This window comes from Collinsella stercoris DSM 13279, assembly GCF_020735465.1.
Taxonomy (GTDB): domain Bacteria; phylum Actinomycetota; class Coriobacteriia; order Coriobacteriales; family Coriobacteriaceae; genus Collinsella; species Collinsella stercoris.
In genome coordinates this window covers 2,125,954-2,150,817 of the sequence record NZ_CP085935.1, presented here as the reverse complement: position 1 = coordinate 2,150,817, position 24,864 = coordinate 2,125,954, and the positions used below count along the sequence as shown (strand labels likewise).

Annotated in this window: 19 protein-coding genes and 3 rRNA genes; all 22 read right to left on the bottom strand. The window is 61.1% G+C overall.

Annotated features, from left to right (window positions below; translation table 11 throughout):
• Nucleotides 1-39: 39 nt before the first annotated feature.
• The 22 genes from rrf to LK434_RS09010 all read right to left on the bottom strand — a co-directional run bounded on the left by rrf (nt 40) and on the right by LK434_RS09010 (nt 24,729).
• Nucleotides 40-155, bottom strand: a 5S ribosomal RNA gene (gene rrf / locus LK434_RS09115).
• Between the two features lie 148 nt (nt 156-303).
• Nucleotides 304-3,277 (bottom strand): 23S ribosomal RNA (locus tag LK434_RS09110).
• Between the two features lie 324 nt (nt 3,278-3,601).
• Nucleotides 3,602-5,106, bottom strand: a 16S ribosomal RNA gene (locus LK434_RS09105).
• Together the 16S, 23S and 5S rRNA genes form the textbook arrangement of a ribosomal RNA operon.
• A gap of 481 nt (nt 5,107-5,587) precedes the next feature.
• Nucleotides 5,588-6,985 carry a phosphohexomutase domain-containing protein gene (locus LK434_RS09100; protein ID WP_006721707.1) on the bottom strand — a complete coding sequence of 466 codons (1,398 nt, stop codon included), beginning with the start codon at nt 6,983-6,985 and terminating at the stop codon, nt 5,588-5,590.
• A 210-nt stretch (nt 6,986-7,195) separates the two neighbouring features.
• Entirely contained in the window at nt 7,196-7,624 is a 429-nt protein-coding gene (locus tag LK434_RS09095; RefSeq protein WP_006721708.1) for a metal-dependent transcriptional regulator, read from the bottom strand.
• 93 nt (nt 7,625-7,717) lie between these two features.
• Complete coding sequence (gene pepT / locus LK434_RS09090) at nt 7,718-8,947, bottom strand: peptidase T (protein WP_148334639.1); 1,230 nt, start codon at nt 8,945-8,947, stop codon at nt 7,718-7,720.
• Nucleotides 8,948-9,076: 129 nt separating this feature from the next.
• Nucleotides 9,077-10,093 (bottom strand): LCP family protein, encoded by a 1,017-nt coding sequence (locus LK434_RS09085; RefSeq protein ID WP_006721710.1) that lies wholly within the window; start codon nt 10,091-10,093, stop codon nt 9,077-9,079.
• Nucleotides 10,094-10,238: 145 nt separating this feature from the next.
• Nucleotides 10,239-11,522, bottom strand: a complete 1,284-nt coding sequence (gene murA / locus LK434_RS09080; RefSeq protein ID WP_006721711.1) for a UDP-N-acetylglucosamine 1-carboxyvinyltransferase — start codon at nt 11,520-11,522, stop codon at nt 10,239-10,241.
• Between the two features lie 84 nt (nt 11,523-11,606).
• Complete coding sequence (atpC, locus tag LK434_RS09075; protein ID WP_006721712.1) at nt 11,607-12,005, bottom strand: ATP synthase F1 subunit epsilon; 399 nt, start codon at nt 12,003-12,005, stop codon at nt 11,607-11,609.
• Nucleotides 12,006-12,008: 3 nt separating this feature from the next.
• Nucleotides 12,009-13,442, bottom strand: coding sequence for a F0F1 ATP synthase subunit beta (gene atpD, locus LK434_RS09070; RefSeq protein WP_006721714.1), 1,434 nt, complete (start codon nt 13,440-13,442; stop codon nt 12,009-12,011).
• Nucleotides 13,442-14,353, bottom strand: coding sequence for an ATP synthase F1 subunit gamma (atpG, locus tag LK434_RS09065; protein ID WP_006721715.1), 912 nt, complete (start codon nt 14,351-14,353; stop codon nt 13,442-13,444). The genes atpD and atpG overlap by 1 nt, the downstream gene beginning before the upstream one ends.
• Before the next feature lie 5 nt (nt 14,354-14,358).
• Entirely contained in the window at nt 14,359-15,978 is a 1,620-nt protein-coding gene (gene atpA, locus LK434_RS09060) for a F0F1 ATP synthase subunit alpha (RefSeq protein WP_006721716.1), read from the bottom strand.
• 4 nt (nt 15,979-15,982) lie between these two features.
• Nucleotides 15,983-16,465 (bottom strand): F0F1 ATP synthase subunit delta, encoded by a 483-nt coding sequence (locus LK434_RS09055; protein ID WP_006721717.1) that lies wholly within the window; start codon nt 16,463-16,465, stop codon nt 15,983-15,985.
• Nucleotides 16,458-17,060, bottom strand: coding sequence for a F0F1 ATP synthase subunit B (gene atpF / locus LK434_RS09050; RefSeq protein ID WP_006721718.1), 603 nt, complete (start codon nt 17,058-17,060; stop codon nt 16,458-16,460). The genes LK434_RS09055 and atpF overlap by 8 nt, the downstream gene beginning before the upstream one ends.
• 45 nt (nt 17,061-17,105) lie before the next feature.
• Nucleotides 17,106-17,300 (bottom strand): ATP synthase F0 subunit C, encoded by a 195-nt coding sequence (locus LK434_RS09045; protein ID WP_006721719.1) that lies wholly within the window; start codon nt 17,298-17,300, stop codon nt 17,106-17,108.
• Nucleotides 17,301-17,408: 108 nt separating this feature from the next.
• Nucleotides 17,409-18,209, bottom strand: a complete 801-nt coding sequence (gene atpB, locus LK434_RS09040) for a F0F1 ATP synthase subunit A (protein ID WP_006721720.1) — start codon at nt 18,207-18,209, stop codon at nt 17,409-17,411.
• Between the two features lie 12 nt (nt 18,210-18,221).
• Nucleotides 18,222-18,518 (bottom strand): hypothetical protein, encoded by a 297-nt coding sequence (locus LK434_RS09035; RefSeq protein ID WP_006721721.1) that lies wholly within the window; start codon nt 18,516-18,518, stop codon nt 18,222-18,224.
• Nucleotides 18,519-18,807: 289 nt separating this feature from the next.
• Entirely contained in the window at nt 18,808-19,455 is a 648-nt protein-coding gene (gene upp / locus LK434_RS09030) for a uracil phosphoribosyltransferase (RefSeq protein ID WP_040361687.1), read from the bottom strand.
• Between the two features lie 126 nt (nt 19,456-19,581).
• Nucleotides 19,582-20,019, bottom strand: a complete 438-nt coding sequence (gene rpiB / locus LK434_RS09025; protein ID WP_006721723.1) for a ribose 5-phosphate isomerase B — start codon at nt 20,017-20,019, stop codon at nt 19,582-19,584.
• Between the two features lie 67 nt (nt 20,020-20,086).
• Nucleotides 20,087-21,625, bottom strand: a complete 1,539-nt coding sequence (gene glpK / locus LK434_RS09020) for a glycerol kinase GlpK (protein WP_006721724.1) — start codon at nt 21,623-21,625, stop codon at nt 20,087-20,089.
• A 241-nt stretch (nt 21,626-21,866) separates the two neighbouring features.
• Nucleotides 21,867-23,258, bottom strand: coding sequence for a PTS transporter subunit EIIC (locus LK434_RS09015; RefSeq protein ID WP_040361689.1), 1,392 nt, complete (start codon nt 23,256-23,258; stop codon nt 21,867-21,869).
• Nucleotides 23,248-24,729, bottom strand: coding sequence for a glycoside hydrolase family 1 protein (locus tag LK434_RS09010; RefSeq protein ID WP_006721726.1), 1,482 nt, complete (start codon nt 24,727-24,729; stop codon nt 23,248-23,250). The genes LK434_RS09015 and LK434_RS09010 overlap by 11 nt, the downstream gene beginning before the upstream one ends.
• Nucleotides 24,730-24,864 lie beyond the last annotated feature (135 nt).

Below are 24,864 nucleotides of genomic sequence, written 5' to 3'. Positions count from 1 at the left end.
CCCGTCTCGCCTGTCTAAAAAGGGCGAGAGCCGTCCACCGGTCAGCGGCGCCCTGCTCTCCCACGGGCTTCCCCCGCAGTACCATCGGCGCGGTGCGGCTTAGCTTCCGGGTTCGGAATGGGACCGGGCGTGCCCCGCACGCAATGGCCGCTGACCGGTGGGCGGCTCTCGGGCCTCCCACCCGGGTGACACGCGCGTGCCCTGAGGGCCGCACAGCGACTTCGAGAGACGGAACTTCGATCGACCTGACCTTGACGACGCGACACCTTAGATACTTGCATGTATGGCGTCCCGCCGGTCGGATGCGGGTAAGAGCTCGGGCTATTAGTACCGCTCGGCTGAGGGGCTCGCGCCCCTTGCACCTGCGGCCTATCGACCAGGTAGTCTACCTGGGCCCTTACCGAAAAGGAGAACTGATCTCGGGAACGGCTTCCCGCTTAGATGCCTTCAGCGGTTATCCGCGCCGCACGCCGCTACCCAGCCGTGCCGTTGGTCGACAACTGGTTCACGGGAGGTGCGTCCACCCCGGTCCTCTCGTACTAGGGGCAGCCTCCCTCGATTCTCCTGCGCCCGCGGAGGATAGGGACCGAACTGTCTCACGACGTTCTGAACCCAGCTCGCGTACCGCTTTAAACGGCGAACAGCCGTACCCTTGGGACCTGCTCCAGCCCCAGGATGCGATGAGCCGACATCGAGGTGCCAAACCTTGCCGTCGATGTGGACTCTTGGGCAAGATCAGCCTGTTATCCCCGGAGTACCTTTTATCCGTTGAGCGACGGCCCACCCACGCGGGGCCGCCGGATCACTAGAGCCTGCTTTCGCACCTGCTCGGCGTGTCTGCCTCGCAGTCAAGCCCGCTTACGCTCTTGCACTCTTTGAGGACGGTTGCCGACCGTCCCGAGCGGACCTTCGCGCGCCTCCGTTACCCTTTAGGAGGCGACCGCCCCAGTCAAACTACCCACCTGGCACGGTCCCCCGGCCGGATCACGGCCCGGGGTTAGGACGCCGGCGCGCCGAGGGCGGTATTCCAAGGTCGGCTCCACCCGGGCTGGCGCCCGGGCTTCGAAGCCTCCCGCCTATCCTCTACGCGACGGGCCAGCGGCCAATGCCAAGCTGCAGTGAAGGTTCACGGGGTCTTTCCGTCCTTCCGCGGGTAAGTCGCATCTTCACGACTAGTGGAATTTCACCGGGTCCATGGTCGAGACAGCGCCCAATTCGTTGCGCCTTTCGTGCAGGTCGGAACTTACCCGACAAGGAATTTCGCTACCTTAGGACCGTTATAGTTACGGCCGCCGTTTACCGGGGCTTGGCTTCGGGGCTTCGCTTTTGGCTAACCCCTCCGCGTGACCTTCCGGCACCGGGCAGGCGTCAGACCCTATACGTCGGCTCTCGCCTTCTGCAGAGTCCTGTGTTTTTGGTAAACAGTCGATTGGGCCTCTTCACTGCGGCCGGCCTCCGCTCGGGGAGCGAGTCCCTCCACGTACGCGCCGGCGCCCCTTCTCCCGAAGTTACGGGGCCATTTTGCCGAGTTCCTTGACCATGGTTGACCCGATCGCCTCGGTATGTTCTACCCACCCACCTGTGTCGGTTTGCGGTACGGGCGGAGATGCCCCTGCCTAGGGGTTTTTCTGGGGACCACGGGCTCACTCGCTTCGCTCTCTCGCTTCGTCCGGAGCCTCGCCCTCAGTGGGTACCGGATTTGCCTGGTACCCGGGCCGCGCTCCATCACGGGGACGTCCAGAACCCCGCCGAGCCACCCCAATCCGTCGCCCCGTCGGTCGTGACGGTGCATCTCCGGTGCAGGAATGTCCACCTGCTGCGCTTCGCCTACGGCATCCGCCCTCGGCTTAGCCCCCGACTGACCCTGGGAGGATTAGCCTCGCCCAGGAAACCTCGGGTTTACGGCGGACGAGTTACTCTCTCGTCTCTCGCTACTCATGCCAGCATTCTCACTCCCCAGCAGTCCACCGTCGGTGACCCTCCGGCTTCGCCCCGCTGGGGACGCTCCCCTACCCAATGATGGATCATTGCCGCCGCTTCGGCTCTCAGTTTAGCCCCGTGTATTGTCGGCGCATGTCCACTCGACCAGTGAGCTGTTACGCACTCTTTGAAGGGGTGGCTGCTTCTAAGCCAACCTCCTGGTTGTCTGCGCGGACGCACATCCTTTGCCACTTAACTGAGAATTGGGGGCCTTAGCGGGCGGTCTGGGCTGTTTCCCTCTCGAGCACACAGCTTAGCCCACATGCTCTGACTGCCGCGCTCTGGACCGACCGGCATTCGGAGTTCGGTTCGAATCGGTAGGCGGCGAAGCCCCCTCATCGATCCGGTGCTCTACCTCCGGCGGTTAACGCGCGACGCTAGCCCTAAAGCTATTTCGGGGAGAACGAGATATCTCCGGGTTTGATAGGCCTTTCACCCCTATCCCCAGGTCATCGGCGCACTTTTCAACGTACGTCCGTTCGGCCCTCCACGGGGTCTTACCCCCGCTTCAGCCTGCCCAGGGATAGCTCACCCGGCTTCGCGTCTGCGGCACGCGACTGGGAACGCCCGTTTCGGACTCGCTTTCGCTCCGGCTCGCTTCCCAGCTTAACCTCGCCGCGTGCCAGCAACTCGCTGGCTCATTCTACAAAAGGCACGCCGTCACACCGCATGGGTGCTCCGACGCCTTGCGGGCGCACGGTTTCAGGTACTGTTTCACTCCCCTCCCGGGGTGCTTTTCACCTTTCCCTCACGGTACTGGTGCGCTATCGGTCACATGGGAGTATTCAGGCTTGGAGGGTGGTCCCCCCGGGTTCGGACCGGGTTTCACGTGCCCGGCCCTACTCAGGGACCGACTCCGGGCTCCATCCCAGGGTGCGCCTACGGGGCCCTAACCCTGTGCCGCCGGCCTTCCCATGCCGTTCGGCTCCCCTGGATGGATGCCCGCCGGGGGCGCCAGCCCCCGGACGGTCGGCCCTTCAACCCCGTGGGCGGCAAAGGCTGGCGCCGGCCCGCTCCACGGTTTGGCCTAGGTCCCCTTTCGCTCGCCGCTACTCGGGGAATCTCGATGTTGATTTCTTCTCCTCCGGGTACTTAGATGTTTCAGTTCCCCGGGTTGTCCCCCTCCGGACTATGAGTTCATCCGGAGGGTGCCAGGACTTCTCCTGGCGGGTTCGCCCATTCGGAGACCCGCGGGTCGAAGGGTGTGTGCCCCTAACCGCGGATTATCGCAGCTTGCCGCGTCCTTCTTCGGCTCCATGTGCCAAGGCATCCGCCGTGCGCCCTAGATATCTTCCCGCACCTTCCGTGCGGGACGCCGTATCTAGACACTTGAATGTCTGGGTGTCGCATACGCCAGGTGGCTCAGCGCCACCGGCGATCGTCATGCAACTTACTATATATGCAGATTGGAAGATATATCTCATATCTCGATATAGAAGAATCGATCAGATCTCTCTCTAGATCCGTCTTGTCGCTATGCGGCTCTCAAGGTACGCGGGGTGACCCCGGGGACCGGACACGCGAAGGGACGGCACGGAAGCGGGGACGCGGGCACACCTGCGCCGCAACAATTGTGAGATATGGTTCTCTAGTGCTTTCAGAAAGCGCTCTCGCTCCCTAGAAAGGAGGTGATCCAGCCGCACGTTCCCGTACGGCTACCTTGTTACGACTTCACCCCCCTCACCCTCCACACCTTAGGCGCCTCCCCCCTCTCGGTTGGGCCGGCGACTTCGGGTGCAGACGACTCGGGTGGTGTGACGGGCGGTGTGTACAAGGCCCGGGAACGCATTCACCGCGGCATGCTGATCCGCGATTACTAGCAACTCCGACTTCATGGGGGCGGGTTGCAGCCCCCAATCCGAACTGGGGCCGGCTTTCAGGGATCCGCTCCGGCTCGCGCCATCGCATCCCGCTGTACCGGCCATTGTAGCACGTGTGCAGCCCAGGGCATAAGGGGCATGATGACTTGACGTCGTCCCCGCCCTCCTCCGGATTGACTCCGGCGGTCCCGCATGGGTGCCCACCCGAGGTGCTGGCAACATGCGGCGGGGGTTGCGCTCGTTGCTGGACTTAACCAAACATCTCACGACACGAGCTGACGACAGCCATGCACCACCTGTGCGCGCTCCTCTCGGCCACCGGGTCTCCCCGGCTTCACGCGCATGTCAAGCCCTGGTAAGGTTCTTCGCGTTGCTTCGAATTAAGCCACATGCTCCGCTGCTTGTGCGGGCCCCCGTCAATTCCTTTGAGTTTTAGCCTTGCGGCCGTACTCCCCAGGCGGGACGCTTAATGCGTTGGCTGCGGCACGGAAGGGTTCCCCTCCCACACCTAGCGTCCATCGTTTACGGCTGGGACTACCAGGGTATCTAATCCTGTTCGCTCCCCCAGCTTTCGCGCCTCAGCGTCGGTCTCGGCCCAGAGGGCCGCCTTCGCCACCGGTGTTCCACCCGATATCTGCGCATTCCACCGCTACACCGGGTGTTCCACCCTCCCCTACCGGACCCGAGCCCGGCGGTTCAGGGGGCGGGACGGGGTTGAGCCCCGCCATTTGACCCCCTGCCTGCCGGGCCGCCTACGCGCGCTTTACGCCCAATGAATCCGGATAACGCTCGCCCCCTACGTATTACCGCGGCTGCTGGCACGTAGTTAGCCGGGGCTTCTTCTGCAGGTACCGTCTTGTCTCATCCCTGCTGAAAGCGGTTTACGACCCGAGGGCCTTCGTCCCGCACGCGGCGTCGCTGCGTCAGGGTTCCCCCCATTGCGCAAGATTCCCCACTGCTGCCTCCCGTAGGAGTCTGGGCCGTGTCTCAGTCCCAATCTGGCCGGTCGGTCTCTCAACCCGGCTACCCGTCGTCGGCACGGTGGGCCGTCACCCCGCCGTCTACCTGATGGGCCGCGGAGCCATCCCCTCCCGTCTGGGCTTTGCCCGGCCGGCCATGCGGCCTGCCGGGGTCATCCGGTATTACCCACGGTTTCCCGAGGCTATCCCGGAGGAGGGGGCGGGTTCTCCACGTGTTACTCAGCCGTTCGCCACTCGCTTCCGCCCGAGGGCGGGTGCCGTTCGACTTGCATGTGTTAGGCGCGCCGCCAGCGTTCATCCTGAGCCAGGATCGAACTCTCCGTCCAAATATGATGGCCGGACGCGCGGTCCGGTCGCGATCATGGTTCGGCGGGGTGAGCCCGTCCCGACCAGCATGCATGCTGGTTCGGATTCCATTCGATGCTCAGCGTGTAAACTGGTTCAAGGAAGTTGAAACGGGTGCCGAGCCCTCAGGGCTCGGACCTTACACATCTTGAAAAGTACATCACTGTGACACCTGTTAAAATGGTGTCTCCACTTCATTTCCGTCTCTTCGCGGTATCCGGTTCTCAAGGTACCCGCCGCGGGTCCGTCGGCCTCGTCTTCGCTCGGCCACCCGCGCGGCAAGGAGATATATTGCCAGAGTCGGGAGGGCGCGGGGGCGACTATTTACGTCTCCACATGTTGTACACAAATCGTTTCCAGATGGAAGCTTCCTATCCATATAGATAGGATCGCACGCTAGCACGAATATGGTCGGTTACCTGTGAGAACTCTGACTCGCTGCCCTTACTCGCTGCCTTTACCTCAAGAGAACTCACCGTGAGCCAAATCAGTTCCGGCCTCGAGCAATTCATCTCGCAACTCGATCGTAGATGCCTCTGCATACACGCGGACAACCGGCTCCGTGCCCGAGGGGCGCAGGAGCAGCCACGATTCATCGGCAAATTCCAACCTCAAGCCGTCCATATGGCTCACGGCCACGGGCACCCTTCCTGCAACGACGGGCGGGTTCAGACCCGGTAGGATCGTGCGGAACATCTCGATGACCTCGGGGTCGACCCGCAAGTCTCGCCTTGCATAGTGATAGCGCCCGCAGCGATCCTCAAGTTCCTCGACCAACTCGCCCGGCGTCTTGCCCGTCTCTGCCATCGCCTCACACAGCAGCAAGTTGGTAAGGATGCCGTCGCGCTCCGGCATATGGCAGGCAATACCTATACCGCCGGCCTCTCCCCCGCCGAGCAAGACGTCGTGCTTTTTCATCTCGCTATATATATGTTTGAAACCGACCGGCTTGATTGAAAGCCTGCACCCGAGCTCTTTTGCGACGCGGCGCGTCAAGATCGACGAGGACAGGTTGAGGACAACGCGACCCGACCATCCGCGGTTCTTGCACAGATGTCCCAGGATGATCGCGATGACCTTTTGCGAATTGACGAACCGCCCGTGCTCGTCGACGGCGCCGACTCGATCCCCGTCGCCGTCGTTGACCAAGCCGGCGCATGCCCCGCACTCCACAACGGCGCGTTCGCAGTCGTCTACCCACGGCTCGATGGGCTCCGGGTGCGTCGCATCCGTTTCTTCGTCTACCGTTCCATGGATTTCGGTCACATCGATGCCCATCGCCCGCAAGAGGTCTGCAAAATACCCACTCGCCGAGCCGTACAGCGGGTCATAGACCAATTTGAGATGCGCCGCGTTGATGCGTTCCGCATCGACCATGGTATAGAGGTGGTCAAAATACGGCGTGAGGAAATCCGTCTCTTGTATGGGGCCTCGGTCGCTTGTAGGGTCCGGGTCGATCGTGCGCTGCAGTTCCTCGTAAAACTCTTCGGAGCCCACACCGCCATCGGCCATCCGCAACTTAATGCCTTGATAGTCATTGGGATTGTGGGAGCCGGTCACCATAAGGCCGCCCACGGCGCGCGCGTCTTGGGCAACCGTCCACGCAAGGGCGGGCGTGGGAACATAGCGATCTGACACCTTGACCACAAGACCGTGCGCCGCAAGCACCTTGGCAGCCAAGCGCGCAAAGTCCTTGGCGCCGGGACGCGTGTCAAAGCCGACGTAAACCAGCGAACCGGTCGCTTGCTGTGCCCACAGGGCCCCCGCGGCGTCCGCCACTCGTATGACGTTCTCGTTGGTAAAGTCGCCATCAAGGCGAGCACGCCAACCATCTGTTCCGAATCGTAGTATCGCGCTCATGCGCGCATGCACTCCTCACAGTGACTCAATCGCATTGCCCATGCCTTGTTCGATATACCCCAAGTCATGCGAGCCAACCGGATGGGGACGAATCCAAGCAAACTGTAAGAAAGAAAATCCCGCCCTCACGAAGCGATCTGCTCCATGGGGGCGGGACGTGACCCATTTGCGCGGAATCAACCGATCAGGCCGGCGCGCAGCGACGTGACGCTAATCGTCGATGGAGATTCCCGACTCCTCAAGATGGGACAGCCAGCGGTTCATCGTGTCTTCCGACAGGGCATGTTCCATAACGCAAGCCTCCGAGTCGGCTCGATCGAAATCCACGCCGAGCTCATCAACAAGAAAGGCCCGAAGCATGCGATGCCGGCGCCACACGGCAGACCCGATCTCCCTTCCCAGGGAAGTCAGGCGGACCTTGCCGTAATGCGACTGCTCGACCATGCCCTGTGTTTTAAGGGCGGTGATCGCCTTGTTCACCGATGCCTTGGACACGTCTAGGCGCTGCGCGATGTCAACGGACCTAATGCCGGCCTCGTTGTCATTGCCGTCCTCACACTCAATGCGCACGATGCACTCGAGATAGTCCTCGTTCGCCATCGTCAGATGATGCTCGACAGCCGTCTCCCCATGCTCCATGGCAGATGTTTCCCTTCTCTAACCGTTTTGTAGCATAGTACCCTACGAGAGGCCGACGCGGGAGTCAAACGCCGAACACCCCCGGTCTCCACGCTACGCGAAGCGGGCCACAAGGCGCTCGAGGACTCGAACCATCGTCTCGAGCGACCGCACCGGGATGAATTCGTTCACGCCATGGCAGCAAAACGCGCCCGTCGAAAGGTTGGGGCAGGGCAGGCCGCGGAACGACAGCTGCGCGCCGTCCGTTCCGCCGCGGATGGGAATCACGTTCGGGGCGATGCCCTCCTCCTCAAACGCGTGCTTGGCCTCCTCGATGAGCTCGGGGTACTCAGCGACGACTTCCGCCATGTTGCGGTACTGCTGCTTGATCTCGACCGTCACGCGCTCGCGGCCCTGCTCCTCATTGACAAAGGCGGCGGCGGAGAGCAGGTGGTCGATCTTTGCCTGGAACTTTCCGGCGTCATGATCGCGAATGATATAGCGTGCCGTGGCGTGCTCGACCGTGGCGCTCACGCCCTCTAGATAATAGAAGCCCTCATAGCCTTCTGTATATTCGGGCCGTTGGGCGGCCGGGAGCAGCCCATGGAAGCGATGGAAGAGCTCTCCCGCATTGACCATGCGTCCCTTTGAGTCACCGGGATGGATTGAGAATCCCTGGAAGCTCACGACCGCCTCGGCGGCGTTGAAGCACTCCCACTCGAGCTCGCCGATCGGACCGCCGTCAACCGTGTAGGCGTACGTGCAGCCAAAGCCCTCGACGTCGAGCAGCTCCGCCCCGTGACCGATCTCCTCGTCGGGGCAAAAGCAAATGCCGATCGCCGGGTGAGGCAACTCGGGATGCTCGCACAGCAGCGCGGCGAGCGCCATGATCTCAGCGACGCCCGCCTTGTCATCGGCACCGAGCAAGGTGGTGCCGTCGGTGCACACGAGCTCCTCGCCCACCAGGTCGTTGAGGGCGGGGAGAAGCTCAGGGCTGATCGAGACGGGCTTGCCGTCGACCGTGCCGCACACCAGATCCCCTCCATCGTAGGTGAGGACATGCGGCTTGACCCCAAAACCAGGGGCCTGTTCGGTGGTGTCGAGATGCGCGATCAAGCCGAGCTTGGGGCGGTCCTCAGATCCGGGCGACGGCGGGATCAGCGCCGTGACATAGGCGTGCTCGGTCACCGTCACATCGCGGGCGCCCATCTCCCCCAACTCGTCCGCCAGCAAGCGCGCGAGGTCAAACTGAATATCGGTCGACGGCACCTGATCGCAGTGCTCATCCGCCGACTGCGTGTCCACCTGCACGTACCGTAAAAATCTCTCCAGAACATCGGTCATGTTCGCGTCCTCCATGTCTTTGGGTCTCGCCATGGGGCGATAACGAAAAAGCACCCCAAGCGTATGCCAGGGGTGCTTTTGAGTCAAAGGGGCCGACTGGGGGCTCAGAGCCCCGGTTGGCGCAAAGCGCTACTCGACGCCTTCGCCATCGGTCTCCGACGAGGAATCGGTCATGATGTCGCCCGCCGTCGAGGCGCCCGAGGTGTCCTCACCCATCGTCTGCGGGCCCTCGGGATTCTCGCCCGCATCGAGACGCTGCATCATCTCGGCCAACTTGTCCTCATACACGAACACGTAGCTCACGCCGTTCACACAGGTCGTCTCGTCGGCGTAGGAGGGAACGTTTGCCACATACATGTCGTTTTCGACGTCCATGCCGCGCATCGCGTTTGCCACCGACACGATGTCCTGAACGCCCAACGTGGTGATGACGACCTTGGAGAGCTCCTCGACCGTGCCCATGATCGTGGCCGGATCGAGGTCGTTCAGGATTTTTTTCGCGAGGGCGCTCAAGACCTGGCGCTGATGACGCATGCGCGTGAAGTCGCCATCGACATACGTGTAGCGGCAGCGGGCGTAGGTGAGCGCGGTGGCGCCGTCCATATGCTGGAAGCCCTTCTCGATCTTGATGTCGAGATGCTCGGGGTCGTCGACCTCCTCGGTCGCCTCAAGATCGATGCCGCCGACCGCATCGATGAGATCCTCCATGCCCTCAAAGTTGATCTCGGCGTAGTGGGAGATCTTCTGCTCGCCGTTAAAGCACAGATCGTTCACCGCCTGGACAACGCCCTCGGGGCCACCCGCAGCATGCGTGGCGTTGATCTTCATGGTCTCCCCGTTATACACGACCATGGTGTCACGCGGGATGGAGATGAGCGACGCCTTCTTTTCCGTGGGGTCGATGCGCGCCAGGATGATGGAGTCCGAACGATAGACCTCCTCGCCCGGGCGGCCGTCGGTGCCCAAGAGCAACACGTAGAACGGCTCGCGGGCGACGTCCGAGTCGCTCAAGATAGCCCGGATCCCGCCATCGATGAGGCCGTTGCCTCCAAGGTTGTCCACCACGCGCGTGAACCATGCGCCCACACCGACAACACCGACGAGCAGGACGGCCAACAGGCCACCGAGGACGCCCCGCTTGATCATGCGGCCCCGACGACGCTGGCGGGCGCGCTCCGAATAGCGCCCCACGTTCTCACGACTGTAAATCCGGCTGCTCGCTCCGGTCGAGGGACGGTGCCCCTCCTGAATTGGCTTTTTACGATGGCCCATAACTACCTACATTTACTCGCTAATCGTCAATTGGATCGGGCAGGGCGACGCACTCGATCGAAGCGCCGAGATTGCTCAGCTTCTCGACGAATCGCTCGTAGCCCCTATAGATGTGGTGAATCGCCGAGACCTCTGTGTACCCGTCGGCGATCAGCCCGGCAATGACCAAGGCGGCGCCACCACGCAGGTCCGGAGAGGTCACCTGCGCACCCGAGAAGCCATCCACACCGTGAATCATGGCGTGGTGCCCCTCGACGCGGATCTCGGCACCCATGCGAACGAGCTCGGAGGCGAACATGAAGCGATTCTCGAAGATGTTCTCGGTGATGATGGAGTTGCCCTGCGCCAAGGCGGAGAGCACCATGACCTGCGCCTGCATGTCGGTGGGGAACCCAGGGAACGGCAGGGTCTGAATGTCGACCGGGGCGAACTGCTCGCAGCGGAACACGCGAACGCCGTTGTCGATGCGCTCGATCTGGATTCCCATGGTCTCGAACTTCTTGATGACCATGCCCAGATGATGCGGGTTGAACCCGACGACCTCCACGCCGGCGGGGCCCGCCATGAGCGCCGCCGCCACGATGAAGGTGCCCGCTTCGATGCGGTCGCCGACCACGCGATGCGTCACGGGGTGAAGCTCGTCGACGCCCTCGATGGTGACGACCGGCGTGCCCGCGCCGGTAATGCGCGCGCCCATCTCGTTGAGCATATTGGCGAGGTCCACGATCTCGGGCTCGCGGGCGGCGTTGTCGATAACGGTGGTGCCGCGGGCCTTGACCGACGCCATGATCAGGTTCTCCGTGGCGCCGACGCTCGCGAACTCCAGCGTGACCGAGGTCCCCTCCAGCCCCTGCGGAGCCGTGGCGTGAATATACCCATGGTCGGTATCGAACTCGACGCCCAGGGCCTCGAGGCCGAGGATGTGCATATCGATCTTGCGAGCGCCCAAGTTGCAACCACCGGGCATGGCAATCTTGGCACAGCCAAAGCGGCCGAGCAAGGGACCCATGACGGCAGTCGAGGCGCGCATCTTGGCCACGAGCTCGTACGGGGCCTCCCACGAATCGACGGCAGAGGTGTCGATGATCAGCGTATGCTCGTCAACCACCTCGATAACGGCGCCCATGCGCTTGAGCACCTTGCCCATAACGTGCACGTCCGAGATGTTCGGGACGTTCTCGAGAGTCGTTTTACCGGGAGCCAAAAGCGTGGCCGCCATGAGCTTGAGCGCGGAGTTCTTCGCACCCGAAACACAAACGCGGCCCTCGATTGCGTGGCCACCCTCAACGCGGATGATGTCCAAACGTGTCCCTTTCAAAAAATCATGCCCGGGGCGACCCGGGCATGATGTCATTCGCTTGGGGCTTTTGCGGGAACCCGCAATCGCCTACTGCGCAAGCAGCAGCTTGCACCATGCGATTTCATTATAGAGGTAGGCGCGGCGACCGTCATTTTCCGACATTTTCCCCATCTGGGACTCAAGGTCGGACAAGCGAGCCGCAACTTCCTCCACATCGACTTTGGACGTATCGATGGCGCGCGTGGCCAAAACAATGACCTCGTCATTCGCAACCTGAACGTATCCGTCCTCGACGGCGAAGACACGGTCGGTCACGCCCATCTGCTGCTCGGAGACGCGGATGCGACCGCTCTCGATCGTGCAGATCTCACTGGCGTGATGCGGCAGGATGCCGAACTCGCCAGCCGTGGAGGGCACAGCCACATAGGCGACCATGCCTTCGAAGACACATTCCTCGGGCGAGACGACGCGCAGCTTCATGGCCATGTGCTACGCCCCCATCTTGGCGGCGCGCTCGCGCACGTCGTCGATGGTGCCGGCGTAACGGAAAGCCTGCTCGGGCAGGTCGTCGCACTCACCGTCGATAATGGCGGCAAAGGAGCGGACCGTGTCCTCAACGCGCACGTACACGCCAGGGTTGCCGGTGAACTTCTCTGCCACGTGGAAGGACTGGGACAGGAACTGCTGAATCTTACGAGCGCGGTTCACCGTGAGGCGCTGCTCGTCGGAAAGCTCGTCCATACCGAGAATGGCGATGATGTCCTGAAGGTCGGAGTACTCCTGCAGAATCTCCTGGACACGCACGGCCACGCGGTAGTGCTCCTCGCCCACGATGGAGGGGTCGAGAGCGTCAGAGGTGGACGCAAGCGGGTCGATGGCCGGGAACAGGCCCAGCGAGGAGATGGAGCGGGAAAGCACCGTGGTGGCATCCAGGTGGGTGAACGTCGTGGCGGGCGCCGGGTCGGTAAGGTCGTCGGCGGGGACGTAGACGGCCTGCACCGAAGTGATGGAACCGGTTTTGGTGGAGGTGATGCGCTCCTGCAGGTCGCCCATCTCGGTAGCGAGGGTGGGCTGGTAACCAACAGCGGAGGGCATACGGCCCAGCAGGGCCGAGACCTCGGAGCCAGCCTGGGAGAAGCGGAAGATGTTGTCGATGAACAGCAGGACGTCCTGGCCGCGATCGCGGAAGTACTCCGCCTCGGTCAGACCGGCCAGACCGATGCGCAGACGCGCTCCCGGGGGCTCGTTCATCTGGCCGTAGACCAGGCAGGTCTTGTCGATAACGCCCGACTCGCTCATCTCGAGGTACAGGTCGGTGCCCTCACGGGTACGCTCGCCAACGCCGGTGAACACCGAAGTGCCGCCGTGCTCCTGCGCGAGGTTGTTGATGAGCTCCTGGATAAGCACCGTCTTACCAACGCCGGCGCCGCCGAACAGGCCGGTCTTGCCGCCGCGGATATAGGGCTCGAGCAGGTCGACAGCCTTGATGCCGGTCTCGAAGATCTCAGTCTTGGTCGTGAGCTGGTCAAACGCCGGTGCGGGATGGTGAATCGGGTAGTAGGCGTCGACCTCGGGCATCTCCTTGCCGTCAACAGGCTCGCCCATGACGTTCCAGATGCGACCGAGCGTGCCCTTGCCCACCGGCATCTGCATGGGGGCGCCGGTGTCAACGACCTCGAGCCCGCGCTGGAGGCCGTCGGTGGAGGTCATGGCAACGCAGCGAGCAACGTCGCCGGGCAGCTGGCTCTCGACCTCAAGGATGGTGCTGATGTGACCGACGGGCGTGTCGACGTCAACCGTCAACGCGTTGTAGATGTTCGGCACGCCATTTTTGAACTTGACGTCCACAACGGCGCCGATGATTCGCGTGATGCGACCGACGCCGGCAGTGTCCGCTGCGTTCACAGCGATGGTATCTGCCATTAGTTCTCCTCCAATGCAGCGGCTCCGCCCACGATCTCATTGAGCTCGGTGGTAATGGATGCCTGGCGTACACGGTTGTAGGTGCGCGAGAGGTCGGCGATGATCGCGCTGGCGTTTTCCGTGGCAGAGTGCATCGACTTGCGTCGAGCGCCCTGCTCGGCTGCGGCCGAGTCGATCAGCGCCTGATGGACAACGGTAAACACGTAGCTCGGGATAAGCTTGTCGAGCACGTGCTCAGCCGAAGGGACGAACTCAAACGGAGAGGTCAGCCCCTTGGGCGCCTCGTTCTCGTTCGCACGGGGACCACGAGCGGTGCGCAGAACCGTGGAGTCGAGCGGAAGGATGCGTTCCAAACGCAGCACCTGCTCGACGCGGTTCTTGGCGTGGAAGTACACGATGTCCGCGCGGCCGATATGACCGTGCGCGTAGGCTTCGATCACGTAGTTGGCCACAATGCGGGCGTTTTCGACCGTGGGATCATCGGACTCACCCACGATGCCCATGACCTTGTGCGGGTACTTGTGGAAATAATCCGTTGCCTTACGACCGCAGGTAATGAGCTCGACTTCCTTGGCACCATGGCGGTAGAAGTGGTTGATGCGCTGCTCGGCTGCACGCTCCACCTGCACGTTGAAGCCACCGGCCAGTCCACGGTCGGAGCTGATCGCGATCACCAGGGCGCGCTCGTAGGACTCGGGTTCCTGCAGGAGCGGGTTGCTCGTATCGGTGCCCGCGTCTTGGGCGACCGTGAGCATGACGTCGGTGATGGCGGCGGTGTAGGCCTCGGAGCTCGCCTCGCGCTGAAGCGCGCGAGCGATCTTGGCCGTCGCCACCATCTCCATGGTGCGCGTGATCTGCTGGGTCGTGGAGACCGAGTTGATACGCTTCTTTATTTCGCGGAGGTTAGCCATAGGGCCTAGTTCTCTCCCGCTTCCTCATCGGACGCGGATGCGCCCGAAGCCTGCGCCTCGCGCGAAGCGAGGAACTGGCTCTTGTAATCACGGATGGCAGTGCCGAGCTGCTGCGCCACCTCGTCGCTCATCTTGGCCGTGCGGAACTCCTCGAGCAGCTTGCGGTGAGCGCCCTTGAGGTAATCCACCAAGCCGTCACGGAACGGGACGATATCCGCAAGCTCCATGTCGTCCAGGTAGCCCTCGTTGCCGGCGAACAGCACGGCAACCTGCTCCACCACGTCAAGAGCCTTGTAGCGGCCCTGCTTGAGAAGCTCGGTCATGCGAGCGCCATGGGTGAGCTGCTTTTGCGTAGCCGCATCCAAGTCGCTGCCGAACTGCATGAAGCCGGCGAGCTCGCGATAGGACGCAAGGTCCAGGCGCAGGTTACCCGCCTGCTGCTTCATGGCCTTGGTCTGGGCAGAGCCACCGACGCGGGACACTGAGATGCCGACGTCGACTGCCGGGCGCTGACCCTGGTGGAAGAGCTCGGACTGCAGGTAAATCTGACCATCCGTAATGGAAATCACGTTGGTCGGGATGTAAGCGGAAACGTCACCGTCCTGCGTCTCGATGATCGGCAGGGCGGTCAAAGAGCCGCCGCCGTTCGCCTCGGAGAGCTTGCAGGCGCGCTCGAGCAGGCGAGAGTGCAAGTAGAAGATGTCGCCGGGGTAGGCCTCGCGTCCGGGCGGACGACGCAGCGTCAGGGACATCTGACGGTAGGCGACAGCCTGCTTGGACAGATCATCATACACCACCAGGACATGACCGCCGGGGTTGGTCGCGCTCGCAGGCTGGCCATCCTCGCCGTTGTACATAAAGTACTCGCCGATGGCGGCACCGGCCATGGGCGCGATGTACTGCAGCGCTGCGGAATCAGCGGCGGTTGCCGACACGATCACCGTGTAGTCAAGCGCATTATGGGCGGCCAGGGTCTCGCGGACTGCGGCGACGGTCGAGGCCTTCTGGCCCACGGCGACGTACACGCAAATCATGCCCTCGCCACGCTGGTTGATGATGGCGTCGACGGCGATGGCGGTCTTACCGGTCTTACGGTCCCCGATGATGAGCTCACGCTGGCCGCGGCCAATCGGAATCATGGAATCGACGGCGAGCAGGCCTGTCTGAACGGGCTCGCACACCGGAGTGCGCTCAATAACGCCGGGAGCCTTGAACTCGATGGGACGACGGCTCGTCTGACCGATGCTGCCCTTGCCATCGATGGGCTGGCCGAGCGGATTCACCACGCGGCCGAGCATGCCACGGCCCACGGGGATATCCATAACACGACCGGTGGTACGGCAAGCGTCGCCCTCCTTGATAGAGTCGACCTCGCCAAAGAGAACCGCGCCGACCTCGTCGCGGTCGAGGTTTTGCGCCAGGCCATAGACCGTGCGGCCCGTAACGGAGCTCGTGAACTCGAGCAGCTCGCCGGCCATGGCGCTCTTGAGACCGAAGACATGGGCGATACCGTCGCCCACCTCGGCTACTTGAGATACTTCTTGGGTATCGACGGTAGCCGAGAGGTCAAAGAGGCGGCGCCTCAGGACCTCTTCGATGTTCTCGGCATTGATTGCCTCGGACATGTGGCTATACCTCCGAATTCGTTGCGTTTCGAGTCATGACCTTGCCGGCCTGCTCGAGTTGATGGCGCACCGACGCATCGCGACGGCGGCCGTTGGCGGAAAGAATCAATCCGCCGATGATCGACGGGTCGACGCGCTCGATGAGGAACACGTTGCAACCCAGGTCAAGCTCGCACTTTTGCGTGATAAGGGCGCGCAGCTCATGGTCGAGGGGGACGGCCGTCGTAACCGTGACACCAACCGTCTGCTGATCGCCATCGGCCATCTCACTGTACAGGTCGAGCACATCGGACAGCTTGTCCAAGTCGCCATTAGCGGCCATCTGCGAGAGGACCGAAAGGACCTCGGGGCTCGCATCGGCCTCGGCCTTGAGGGGCGCGAGGTTCTCATACACGCGGCCTTCGGTCTTTGCGGCCTCGAGCAGCGTCCGAGCGTACGTCTCGAGCTTGCGCTTTTCGAGACGGTCGCTGATCTGCATGCTAGCCATTGAGGGCACCCACTTCCGCAAGGTACTTCTTGATGAGCTCGCGCTGCTTAGCCTCGTCATTGGCGAGCGTATCGCCCACGATCTTGCCAGCCACGGCGACAGACATCTTGGCGATGGTGTCGGTGGCGCCAGCATACGCGCGCTTCATCTCATCGTCAGCGCGATCGCGCGCCTTGGCGATGATGTCCTCCGCATCGTTATGAGCGAGGGCGACGATGCGCGAGCGCTCCTTCTCGGCATCAGAGCGGGCTTCGAGCACGATCTCGGATGCCTTACGACGGGCGTCAGCAACAATGGCGTCAGCCTCATCGCGAATCTCAGCAGCCTCAGCCTTGGTGGCGTCTGCCTGCTCGATGCTGCTCTCAATCGTCTGCTCGCGAGCGTCGAGGGCGCCAATAACCTTGGGCCACACGAACTTGGCGAGCAAGAACCAGATGAGCAGGAAGATGATCAGCGCCGGAACAAACTCAGCCATCTTGGGGATGAGGATGTCCGCGCCGCCCGACTCAGTGCCTTCCGCAAAAGCCAGGGTGGGCGCGAAGAAGGTCAGGGCAGCAGCCCCGAACGTGATTCCTGCGCGTTCAACGTTTTTCATGACTCCCCCTCGGGACTCAAGCCTGGTTCTTTTGCAAGGACCCGACTATTTAACGACCAGTGCGACAACGAAGCCGATCAGGGCCAGAGCCTCAGCAAAGGCCGAGCCCATGATGAACACGGTAAAGACGCGGTCCTGAACCTCAGGCTGACGTGCCATGGCGCCTGCGACGCCGTGTGCGGCGAGACCGATAGCAAGGCCCGCACCGATAACACCAAGACCGTAACCGATAACTCCCACGTTTCCTCCTTGAGTTCGCGCGCCCTTTCCTGTGGCGCACTTTAATACGATACCTATATCAAGCGCTTGGCCGAATGACGAAAGCGCAGGGTACCCCTACCTGTGCGGCTAGTGTCCCTTGGCCTCGGCGCCCTGAATGTACACGGCGGTAAGGACGGTGAACACGTATGCCTGAATCACGCCGACGAAGATCTCGATGGCGTAAATCACGAAGAGAATGGCCGCAAACGCAACGGAGGGCAGGGCGCCCATGAGGTTGGCGGCAGTGAACTGCGCGATGAGCGGCTCCGCGAAGAGCGACACCATCAGCGCGAAGGAACCCAGCACGATGTGGCCGGCGAACATGTTGCAGAACAGACGGACGGCGAGCGTGATGGGACGAAGCAGCGTGGAGATGACCTCGATGATCCAGATAAGGACGTTCAGCGGGAACGCAACGCCCTTGGGCGCGAGGCTCTTGAGGTAGCCGAAAGCACCGTGGTTCTTAACGCCCACACAGACGAAGTACACGAACGCGATGAGCGCGAGCGCGGCGGTGGTCGAGATGGTACCGGTACCGGGCTTCATGCCAGGAATGATGCCGATCACGTTGTTGACCACGATGAACATGAACAGCGTGCCCAAAAACGGCATGTGGCGACGCCAGGACTCCTTGCCCAAGATGCCCACGCCGATATCGCTCTCCAGGTACTGCACCAGATACTCCATGGCATTGGCAAAGCGACCGTGAGGCACAACGGCGGCACGACGGGCGAAGGCGAACATAATAATGAGCAGAACGATCGACGAGACGATGAGCCAGAACGAGTACTGGGTCACACCACTCATCAAGTCGCCCACTACGGGGATTGAGCTAAAGCTCGAGACGAGGTGGTTGATCTCGCCAGGCAGCTTATCGAACGCCTCCATGCGCTAACCCTCCTAGAGTCTGCGACTCATCGCAATGACGGCAAGTGCCGCCCACATGATCAGGAAGCCCCCGAGGACTCCGATCGTAACTACCAGTATATCCTGCGGCGCCCCAGCCCATACGAGCGCCAAGGCCGCCATAAGAAAGGTGAACGACAGGGCTATTGCCGCGAGCCCTTTGCCTATCGATCCCTTGATGCGCTTTGCGCGCACCAACAGCACCATGGCTGCCAGGGGAGCGAAACCCGCTATGCCCAAAACAACGCCGCCAATGAGAGGGAGCGCATGTATAGGGCCGAGCTGGAGCATGGGTCGCCTTTCCGTTGCGGTCCGCCTTACGCACGGGCGCGGCACAGAGCTGTGCCAGAGCGCAAGTACCAGTGCTTGGCAGTATATCGCTCGGGTGTTGCGGTGCAACAAGAATTTGATGACCGGGCGTAGTTTATGAACATTTGTTCACAATACGACATCCGTTCATTATTTTGTTTTACACAAGCAATTTAAGCGTCGCTTATTGTAGAGCAAAACAACGCGAGGCGCCAAGGAGTTTCTCCCTGGCGCCTCGCGATATCCAATGTTCGCCGTGTTGGGCTCGACGCTACAGCGTTCCAAAGATGCGGTCGCCCGCATCGCCCAATCCAGGCACGATATAGGCAGCGTCGTTCAGGCACTCGTCGATGGCGCACGTGTACAGACGCACCTCGGAATCGTGCTCAAGCACGGTCTTGATACCCTCGGGTGCCGCAACGAGCACCAGCAGGCGAACATCCTTGACACCCTGACGACGCAGATAGTCGATTGCCGCAGTCGCAGACCCACCGGTTGCCAGCATGGGGTCAACCACCAGACACGTGCGCTGACCGGCATCGCCGGGGAGTTTGGCATAGTACTCATGCGGCTCGTGAGTCACCTCGTCGCGGTACATGCCCACATGGCCCACGCGTGCAGCAGGGATCAGCTCAAGCAGGCCATCGACCATGCCGAGGCCGGCGCGCAGAATGGGCACGATCGCCACTTTGCGACCGGAGATCTGCTTACCGGTGGTCTCACAGATAGGCGTTTTGATAGCGATGTCCTCGAGTGGGAAATCACGCGTGGCCTCATAGCCCTCGAAGAGGGCAAGCTCCTTCACGAGCTCGCGGAACTGCTTGGAACCGGTCTGCTCGCTGCGCATGATCGTGAGCTTGTGCTGAACAAGCGGATGGTCGACAACCGTAACGCGGCTGCGGTCGAATTCGATAGTCATAAGACCTCCTGTGTGGCCTATGCGGGCGCCCTTGGTGCGTCCCGTTTGCCTGAGATGGGTGAGAGCGCGAAAGGAAGCTTGCATGGAGGCGCTATCCATCCGCGCGAATGACGTGGTGCGGCCGGGCTAATCGAGCGCCATGACCTTGGCGACGCGCGCCTCGTGGCGACCGCCCTCGAACTCGGTGGTAAGGAAGGTCTTCACGATCTCCTTGTTGAGGTCGAGGTCGACAAAGCGACCGGACAGGCACACCACGTTGCCGTTGTTGTGCTGGCGGAACAGCTCGGCAAAGGGAACGGACGTGATGGAGGACGCGCGAACGCCCGCCACCTTGTCCGCGGCAAGCGCCATTCCGATGCCCGTGCCGCACACCAGCACGCCGCGATCGGCCTCGTTGGTAGAAACCGCTTGCGCGACCTTTACGGCAAAGTCGGGGTAATCGACGGAGGCGTCGGAGTCGGGGCCCATATCGGAAACTTCGCAGCCAAGCTCATTGGTCAGGTAATCCACCAGGGCCTGCTTCTGCTCAAACCCACCATGGTCGGAGGCGATAGCGACACGCATCGTGCACGTCCTTTCTCGTGATGATTGCATCGTATTCACTCTAACAGGTTCACAGGAAACGCGGGCGCTAACGCGATCGCGCGCGCTCGACCGCATCGTGCCACCCGGACAGGTTTCGCGCCACGACCTCCTCGGATGCGGACGGCTCGAAGCGCTTGCCCGGCACGCGGTTCTGCTCGAGGTCCTCAAGGTCCTCCCAGTAGCCCACCGCCAAGCCCGCCAGATACGCGGCGCCCAAGGCGGTCGTCTCCACGTTCTCCGACAACACGACGGGGATGCCGAGCAGGTCCGCCTGGAACTGCATGATGAACTCATTTTGAGACGCCCCGCCGTCGACGGACAGGTACTCGAGCTTGACGCCGGCGTCGCGCTCCATCGAGTGCAGCACGTCGAAGCTTTGATACGCCATCGACTCACACGCCGCGCGGACGATGGTGGCTCGATCGCTCGCCCCCGTGAGACCGCAGATCAGGCCGCGGGCATCGGGGTCCCACCACGGGGCGCCCAGACCGCTGAACGCCGGCACCAGATAGCAGCCGCCGTTGCTGTCGAGATGACGGCACAGATCGGATGCATCCTTGGCGCTCGAGATGAGTCCCAGCTTGTCGCGCAGCCATTGAATCGTCGCGCCGGCGTGGAATATCGAACCCTCCAGCGCATAGGAGATCTTGCCGCCTTGGGCGATGCCGATGGTCGACACGAGGCCGTGCTCGGAGGTGACGCACGTCTCCCCGGTGTTCATGAGCATGAAGCAGCCGGTGCCGTACGTGTTCTTGGTGCACCCCGGCGTAAAGCAGCAGTGACCGAACAGCGACGCCTGCTGGTCGCCGGCGACGCCCGTGATGGGAGGTCCGTACGTCATGATCTCGTTCGAGACGCTGCCGTAGTCGTCCGAGCTCCAACGCACCTCGGGCAGCATGGAGCGCGGAATGTCGAGCATCTTGAGCAGCTCGTCGTCCCACTCCAACGTATGGATGTTGAACAGCATGGTGCGGCTCGCGTTGGTGTAGTCGGTCGCATGCACCGCGGCGCCCGTCAGGTTATATATGAGCCACGTGTCGATGGTGCCGAACATGAGCTCGCCGGCGTCGACCGCCGCCTGGGCGCCATCGACGTTGTCGAGGATCCACCTGATCTTGGTGCCCGAAAAATAGGGGTCGGGCATGAGCCCCGTCTTGCGCCGGATGGTCTCCCCCATGCCCTCGGCAACGAGACGGTCGGAGATGTCGGCGGTTCGACGGCACTGCCATACGATGGCGTTGTGGATGGGCTGGCCCGAGTCGCGATCCCACACCACCGTGGTCTCGCGCTGGTTGGTGATGCCGATCGCCGCGATGCGGTCCGAATGGATACCGCTCTTGAACTGAACCTCCATCATCACCGCGATTTGCGACGCGAGGATCTCCATGGGGTCCTGCTCGACCCACCCCGAGCGCGGATACATCGTCTTGATGTGGCGCGATGCCCGGGCGACCACGCAATCGTACTCATCTACGATAACGGCCCTTACCGAGGTCGTGCCCGAATCGAGCGCCATGATGTAGCGACCGCCCAAAGGGACGTATGCGTTGTCGACCTTGCTGAGATCTTTGAGTGAGAGCGCCATCGCGGGACCTTCCTATGCGCACACCCCGCGCGCCCATGGGCGCGCGGGGCAACGTAAGCCGTTGTGCATTGTGTCACGCGGGCGGTCAAAGCCCCGCGCAGGTTCGACGCGAGCTCGACAGGCGGAATAACTGGTCGGTCAACGAACAGTTTTCACAGGTAAAAGGCGCTTGGCATGTGTCCACACCAAGCGCCTTCATAGCCCATCAATTAATTGAATGAGCCGTGCGGATCATCCAGCCCTAAGCCTTTGCTATGGAACGCTTGCCAAGGGCAAACGTTGCCACAAAGGATACGACGACCGCCAAGACCATAACGCCCAAGGAGACCCATAGATTATTGAGGGTTCCATCCGGGCTGATGTAAGCGGCAAAAGAGATGAAACCGGGAGTGGATATCACATACTGCGTCATTCCGAGCAAGCCCGCGACCAAACCGCCAACGCCGCCGCCAATCATGGCACCCACGAGGGGATAGCGCTTGGTAAACAAGACACCATACACAGCGGGCTCGGTAATACCACATAGAGCGGTAATGCCGGCTCCAGCGGCAACGGACTTGTCGTCCGCCTTCTTGGCGATAAGCATCGCGGCGAGACAGGCGCCGCCCACTGCCACATTCGCAGGCGCCATTCCCGTGCAGACCAGCGGATCGGAACCAACTTCAGCCATCAACGCAAATACAACGGGATATGTCGCATTATTCATGCCAAAGAAAACAAGCCAAGGAGTGCCCAGGCCGACAATTGCGACCGCGAGAGCCGGAGCCACTCGATACAGAGCAAAGACGCCGTCGGCGAGCCAGGTTCCGACCGTATCGCCAATGGGGCCCAGAACAATCAACGTAACCGGAACCGTGACCAGCATCGTCAACAGAGGAACAAAGATCGTGCGGGTGTAAAGCGGCATGTACTTTTGCAGAGCCCGATACACGACGCTCATAAATAGCACGCCCAGGATAATGGGGAACACCGTGGAGTTGTACGCCACAAGTTTTACCGGCATGCCCAAAAACGTCATGGGGTCTTCGCCCATATTGGCAGTGAAGAACAGTAAAATCGCACCGAGAAAAGCACCGAGATAGCCATTGGACTTCAAGCGTTGCGCCGCCGAGAATCCTATGAACACCGGCAGGAAATAAAACGTCGCCTGGTTGAGGAAATAAAACACCTTATAGGTTCCATCATCGGGAGAAACCCCGGCAAACGTCGTAAGAAGCGTCAACACTGCGCCAGTCAGGCCGCCGGCGACAAGCACGGGAATCACGGGCGAAAACGTACCACCGATAAACGATAAAATCGCATCGATGAAGTTGCCCTTCCCGACCTTGCCGTCCTCAGCCGCCGCAGCCGGGTCGTCAACAGAACCACCCGCATTGATGCCCTCTTGACGCGTAAACTCCTCGTATAGCATCGCGACATCTTGACCGATTACAAACTGATATTCGCCATTCTGCACCACAAGATTGATGACACCGTTAATGTTGCTGGCGGTCTCTTTGTTCAGCTTGGAACCATCCTTAAGCTGAACACGCAAACGAGTCATGCAATGGGTCACGTTTGCGATGTTCCCCACGCCACCACATACGTCAATGATTGATGAGCAAATTGCTCCATAGTCTTTCTTAGCAGCCATGGGTGATTTCCCCTCCCCATTCGGCACCATTGGACTTAATGAGCTTGGAGTACCAGTAGAACGAATCCTTCTTGATGCGGCGGCACGCAGGAATTTCTCCTCTGTCCTGCGCCTCATTGAGCTCATCATCTGTCGTATCTACGTATACAAAGCCATACCGCTTCTCAATGCCGTTGCCAGTCGAAAGAAGATCGGTGAACGACCAAGGGTTATATCCGATGATTTCGCACCCGTCCTCAATAGCGAGACCAAGCTGATAAATGTTCTCGCGCAGGAAATCAATACGATATTGATCGTGGACTTTACCCTCTGAGTCCTTATGTTCATGAGCGCCAAAGCCGTTCTCTGTAATCATGAGAGGCAGGCGGTAATGGTCCCACATGTAGCGCATGACATACCGAATCGATATGGGATCGATTTCCCAATCCCAATCGGTGTATTCAACATAGGGGTTGTACACTAGCTGATAGGCACCCGGAACCACCGGAAACACCAGCTCGCCCTTATTGCCCGTCTTATTCAGTTCGTACGGATGCTCCTTGGCATCGGCGGGCGCCCACTTCGCAGTATTAGAGCGATAGCAGTTAATTGCAAAGAAATCGATCTTTGCCGACTTCATGAGCTGCTCATCGCCGGGCTCGATACCGGGGTCGATATCATTGTTTTTCCAGTAGCGTTTTACAAAGTCGCTGTACTCGCCATACGCATACGTATCGTTCCAGATCTTTTCGGTAAACTCTTCCGCATTCATTGCGGCAATTTGGTCCATCGGCCTGCATGTCTCCGGATAGATTGGCACCATGCCGGGAACAGGACCGATTTTTCCTCCGGGAACCAACTCGTGGCAGAGATTGACCGCAGTGGCATGGCAAAGATTGATGATGTGGTTGATGCGCCACTGATCGCGGAACCAGTCGTGACAGCCTTTGGAAACCCCCAGCCAATCACCGTATGCGATCTGCATGTTTTGCTCATTGATAGAGAGCCAGTACTTCACGCGATCGCCAAAGCGCTCAAAGCACACACGCGCATATTGCTCAAATGCGGCGATGGTTTTACGGCTCTTCCATCCACCAAGCTCTTCTTCGACCCAAAGAGGCATATCGTAGTGATAGAGGGTAACGATCGGCTCGATTCCGTTGGCAACAAGCTCGTCGATAAGCGCGTTGTAAAACGCTACGCCCTCTTCGTTCACCTTCCCGTCGGACGCTGGAATAATACGCGGCCAAGCAAGGGAAAAACGATAGCTCGTAAAGCCGCATTCGGCCATGAGCGCAACATCTTCTTTGAAGTGGTGATAGTGATCAGCCGCGATGCTGTTGTCGGCAAATGGTTTCTTGGTTTTTGAATTCAAATCGATGGCAGAGATGGAACGCCCGCCTTCCTCAGTGGCGCCCTCAACCTGCCATGCAGCGCTCGAAGCGCCCCACATGAAACCCTCGGGAAACTTTGGCTGATGACTGTAGTGCATTGCCCAATCCTTCCGCCTCGTGCATTACCGTGCTTGCTCGAGCTTCCTATAAGCTAGCAGCGGATACACATTTGCGGGGGTTCACAGATTGGACCCCTGTTTTGGGTTCAGATTTTGACCCCCGTAGTTGCGGCG

What these genes read in the sequence shown, in the direction of transcription:
- LK434_RS09100 (WP_006721707.1), bottom strand. Translation starts at nt 6,985, where the DNA reads ATGAGCGCGATACTACGATTCGGAACAGATGGTTGGCGTGCTCGCCTT.
- LK434_RS09095 (WP_006721708.1), bottom strand. Translation starts at nt 7,624, where the DNA reads ATGGAGCATGGGGAGACGGCTGTCGAGCATCATCTGACGATGGCGAAC.
- pepT (WP_148334639.1), bottom strand. Translation starts at nt 8,947, where the DNA reads ATGACCGATGTTCTGGAGAGATTTTTACGGTACGTGCAGGTGGACACG.
- LK434_RS09085 (WP_006721710.1), bottom strand. Translation starts at nt 10,093, where the DNA reads ATGATCAAGCGGGGCGTCCTCGGTGGCCTGTTGGCCGTCCTGCTCGTC.
- atpC (WP_006721712.1), bottom strand. Translation starts at nt 12,005, where the DNA reads ATGGCCATGAAGCTGCGCGTCGTCTCGCCCGAGGAATGTGTCTTCGAA.
- atpD (WP_006721714.1), bottom strand. Translation starts at nt 13,442, where the DNA reads ATGGCAGATACCATCGCTGTGAACGCAGCGGACACTGCCGGCGTCGGT.
- atpG (WP_006721715.1), bottom strand. Translation starts at nt 14,353, where the DNA reads ATGGCTAACCTCCGCGAAATAAAGAAGCGTATCAACTCGGTCTCCACG.
- atpA (WP_006721716.1), bottom strand. Translation starts at nt 15,978, where the DNA reads ATGTCCGAGGCAATCAATGCCGAGAACATCGAAGAGGTCCTGAGGCGC.
- LK434_RS09055 (WP_006721717.1), bottom strand. Translation starts at nt 16,465, where the DNA reads ATGGCTAGCATGCAGATCAGCGACCGTCTCGAAAAGCGCAAGCTCGAG.
- atpF (WP_006721718.1), bottom strand. Translation starts at nt 17,060, where the DNA reads ATGAAAAACGTTGAACGCGCAGGAATCACGTTCGGGGCTGCTGCCCTG.
- atpB (WP_006721720.1), bottom strand. Translation starts at nt 18,209, where the DNA reads ATGGAGGCGTTCGATAAGCTGCCTGGCGAGATCAACCACCTCGTCTCG.
- LK434_RS09035 (WP_006721721.1), bottom strand. Translation starts at nt 18,518, where the DNA reads ATGCTCCAGCTCGGCCCTATACATGCGCTCCCTCTCATTGGCGGCGTT.
- upp (WP_040361687.1), bottom strand. Translation starts at nt 19,455, where the DNA reads ATGACTATCGAATTCGACCGCAGCCGCGTTACGGTTGTCGACCATCCG.
- rpiB (WP_006721723.1), bottom strand. Translation starts at nt 20,019, where the DNA reads ATGCGTGTCGCTATCGCCTCCGACCATGGTGGGTTTGAGCAGAAGCAG.
- glpK (WP_006721724.1), bottom strand. Translation starts at nt 21,625, where the DNA reads ATGGCGCTCTCACTCAAAGATCTCAGCAAGGTCGACAACGCATACGTC.
- LK434_RS09015 (WP_040361689.1), bottom strand. Translation starts at nt 23,258, where the DNA reads ATGGCTGCTAAGAAAGACTATGGAGCAATTTGCTCATCAATCATTGAC.
- LK434_RS09010 (WP_006721726.1), bottom strand. Translation starts at nt 24,729, where the DNA reads ATGCACTACAGTCATCAGCCAAAGTTTCCCGAGGGTTTCATGTGGGGC.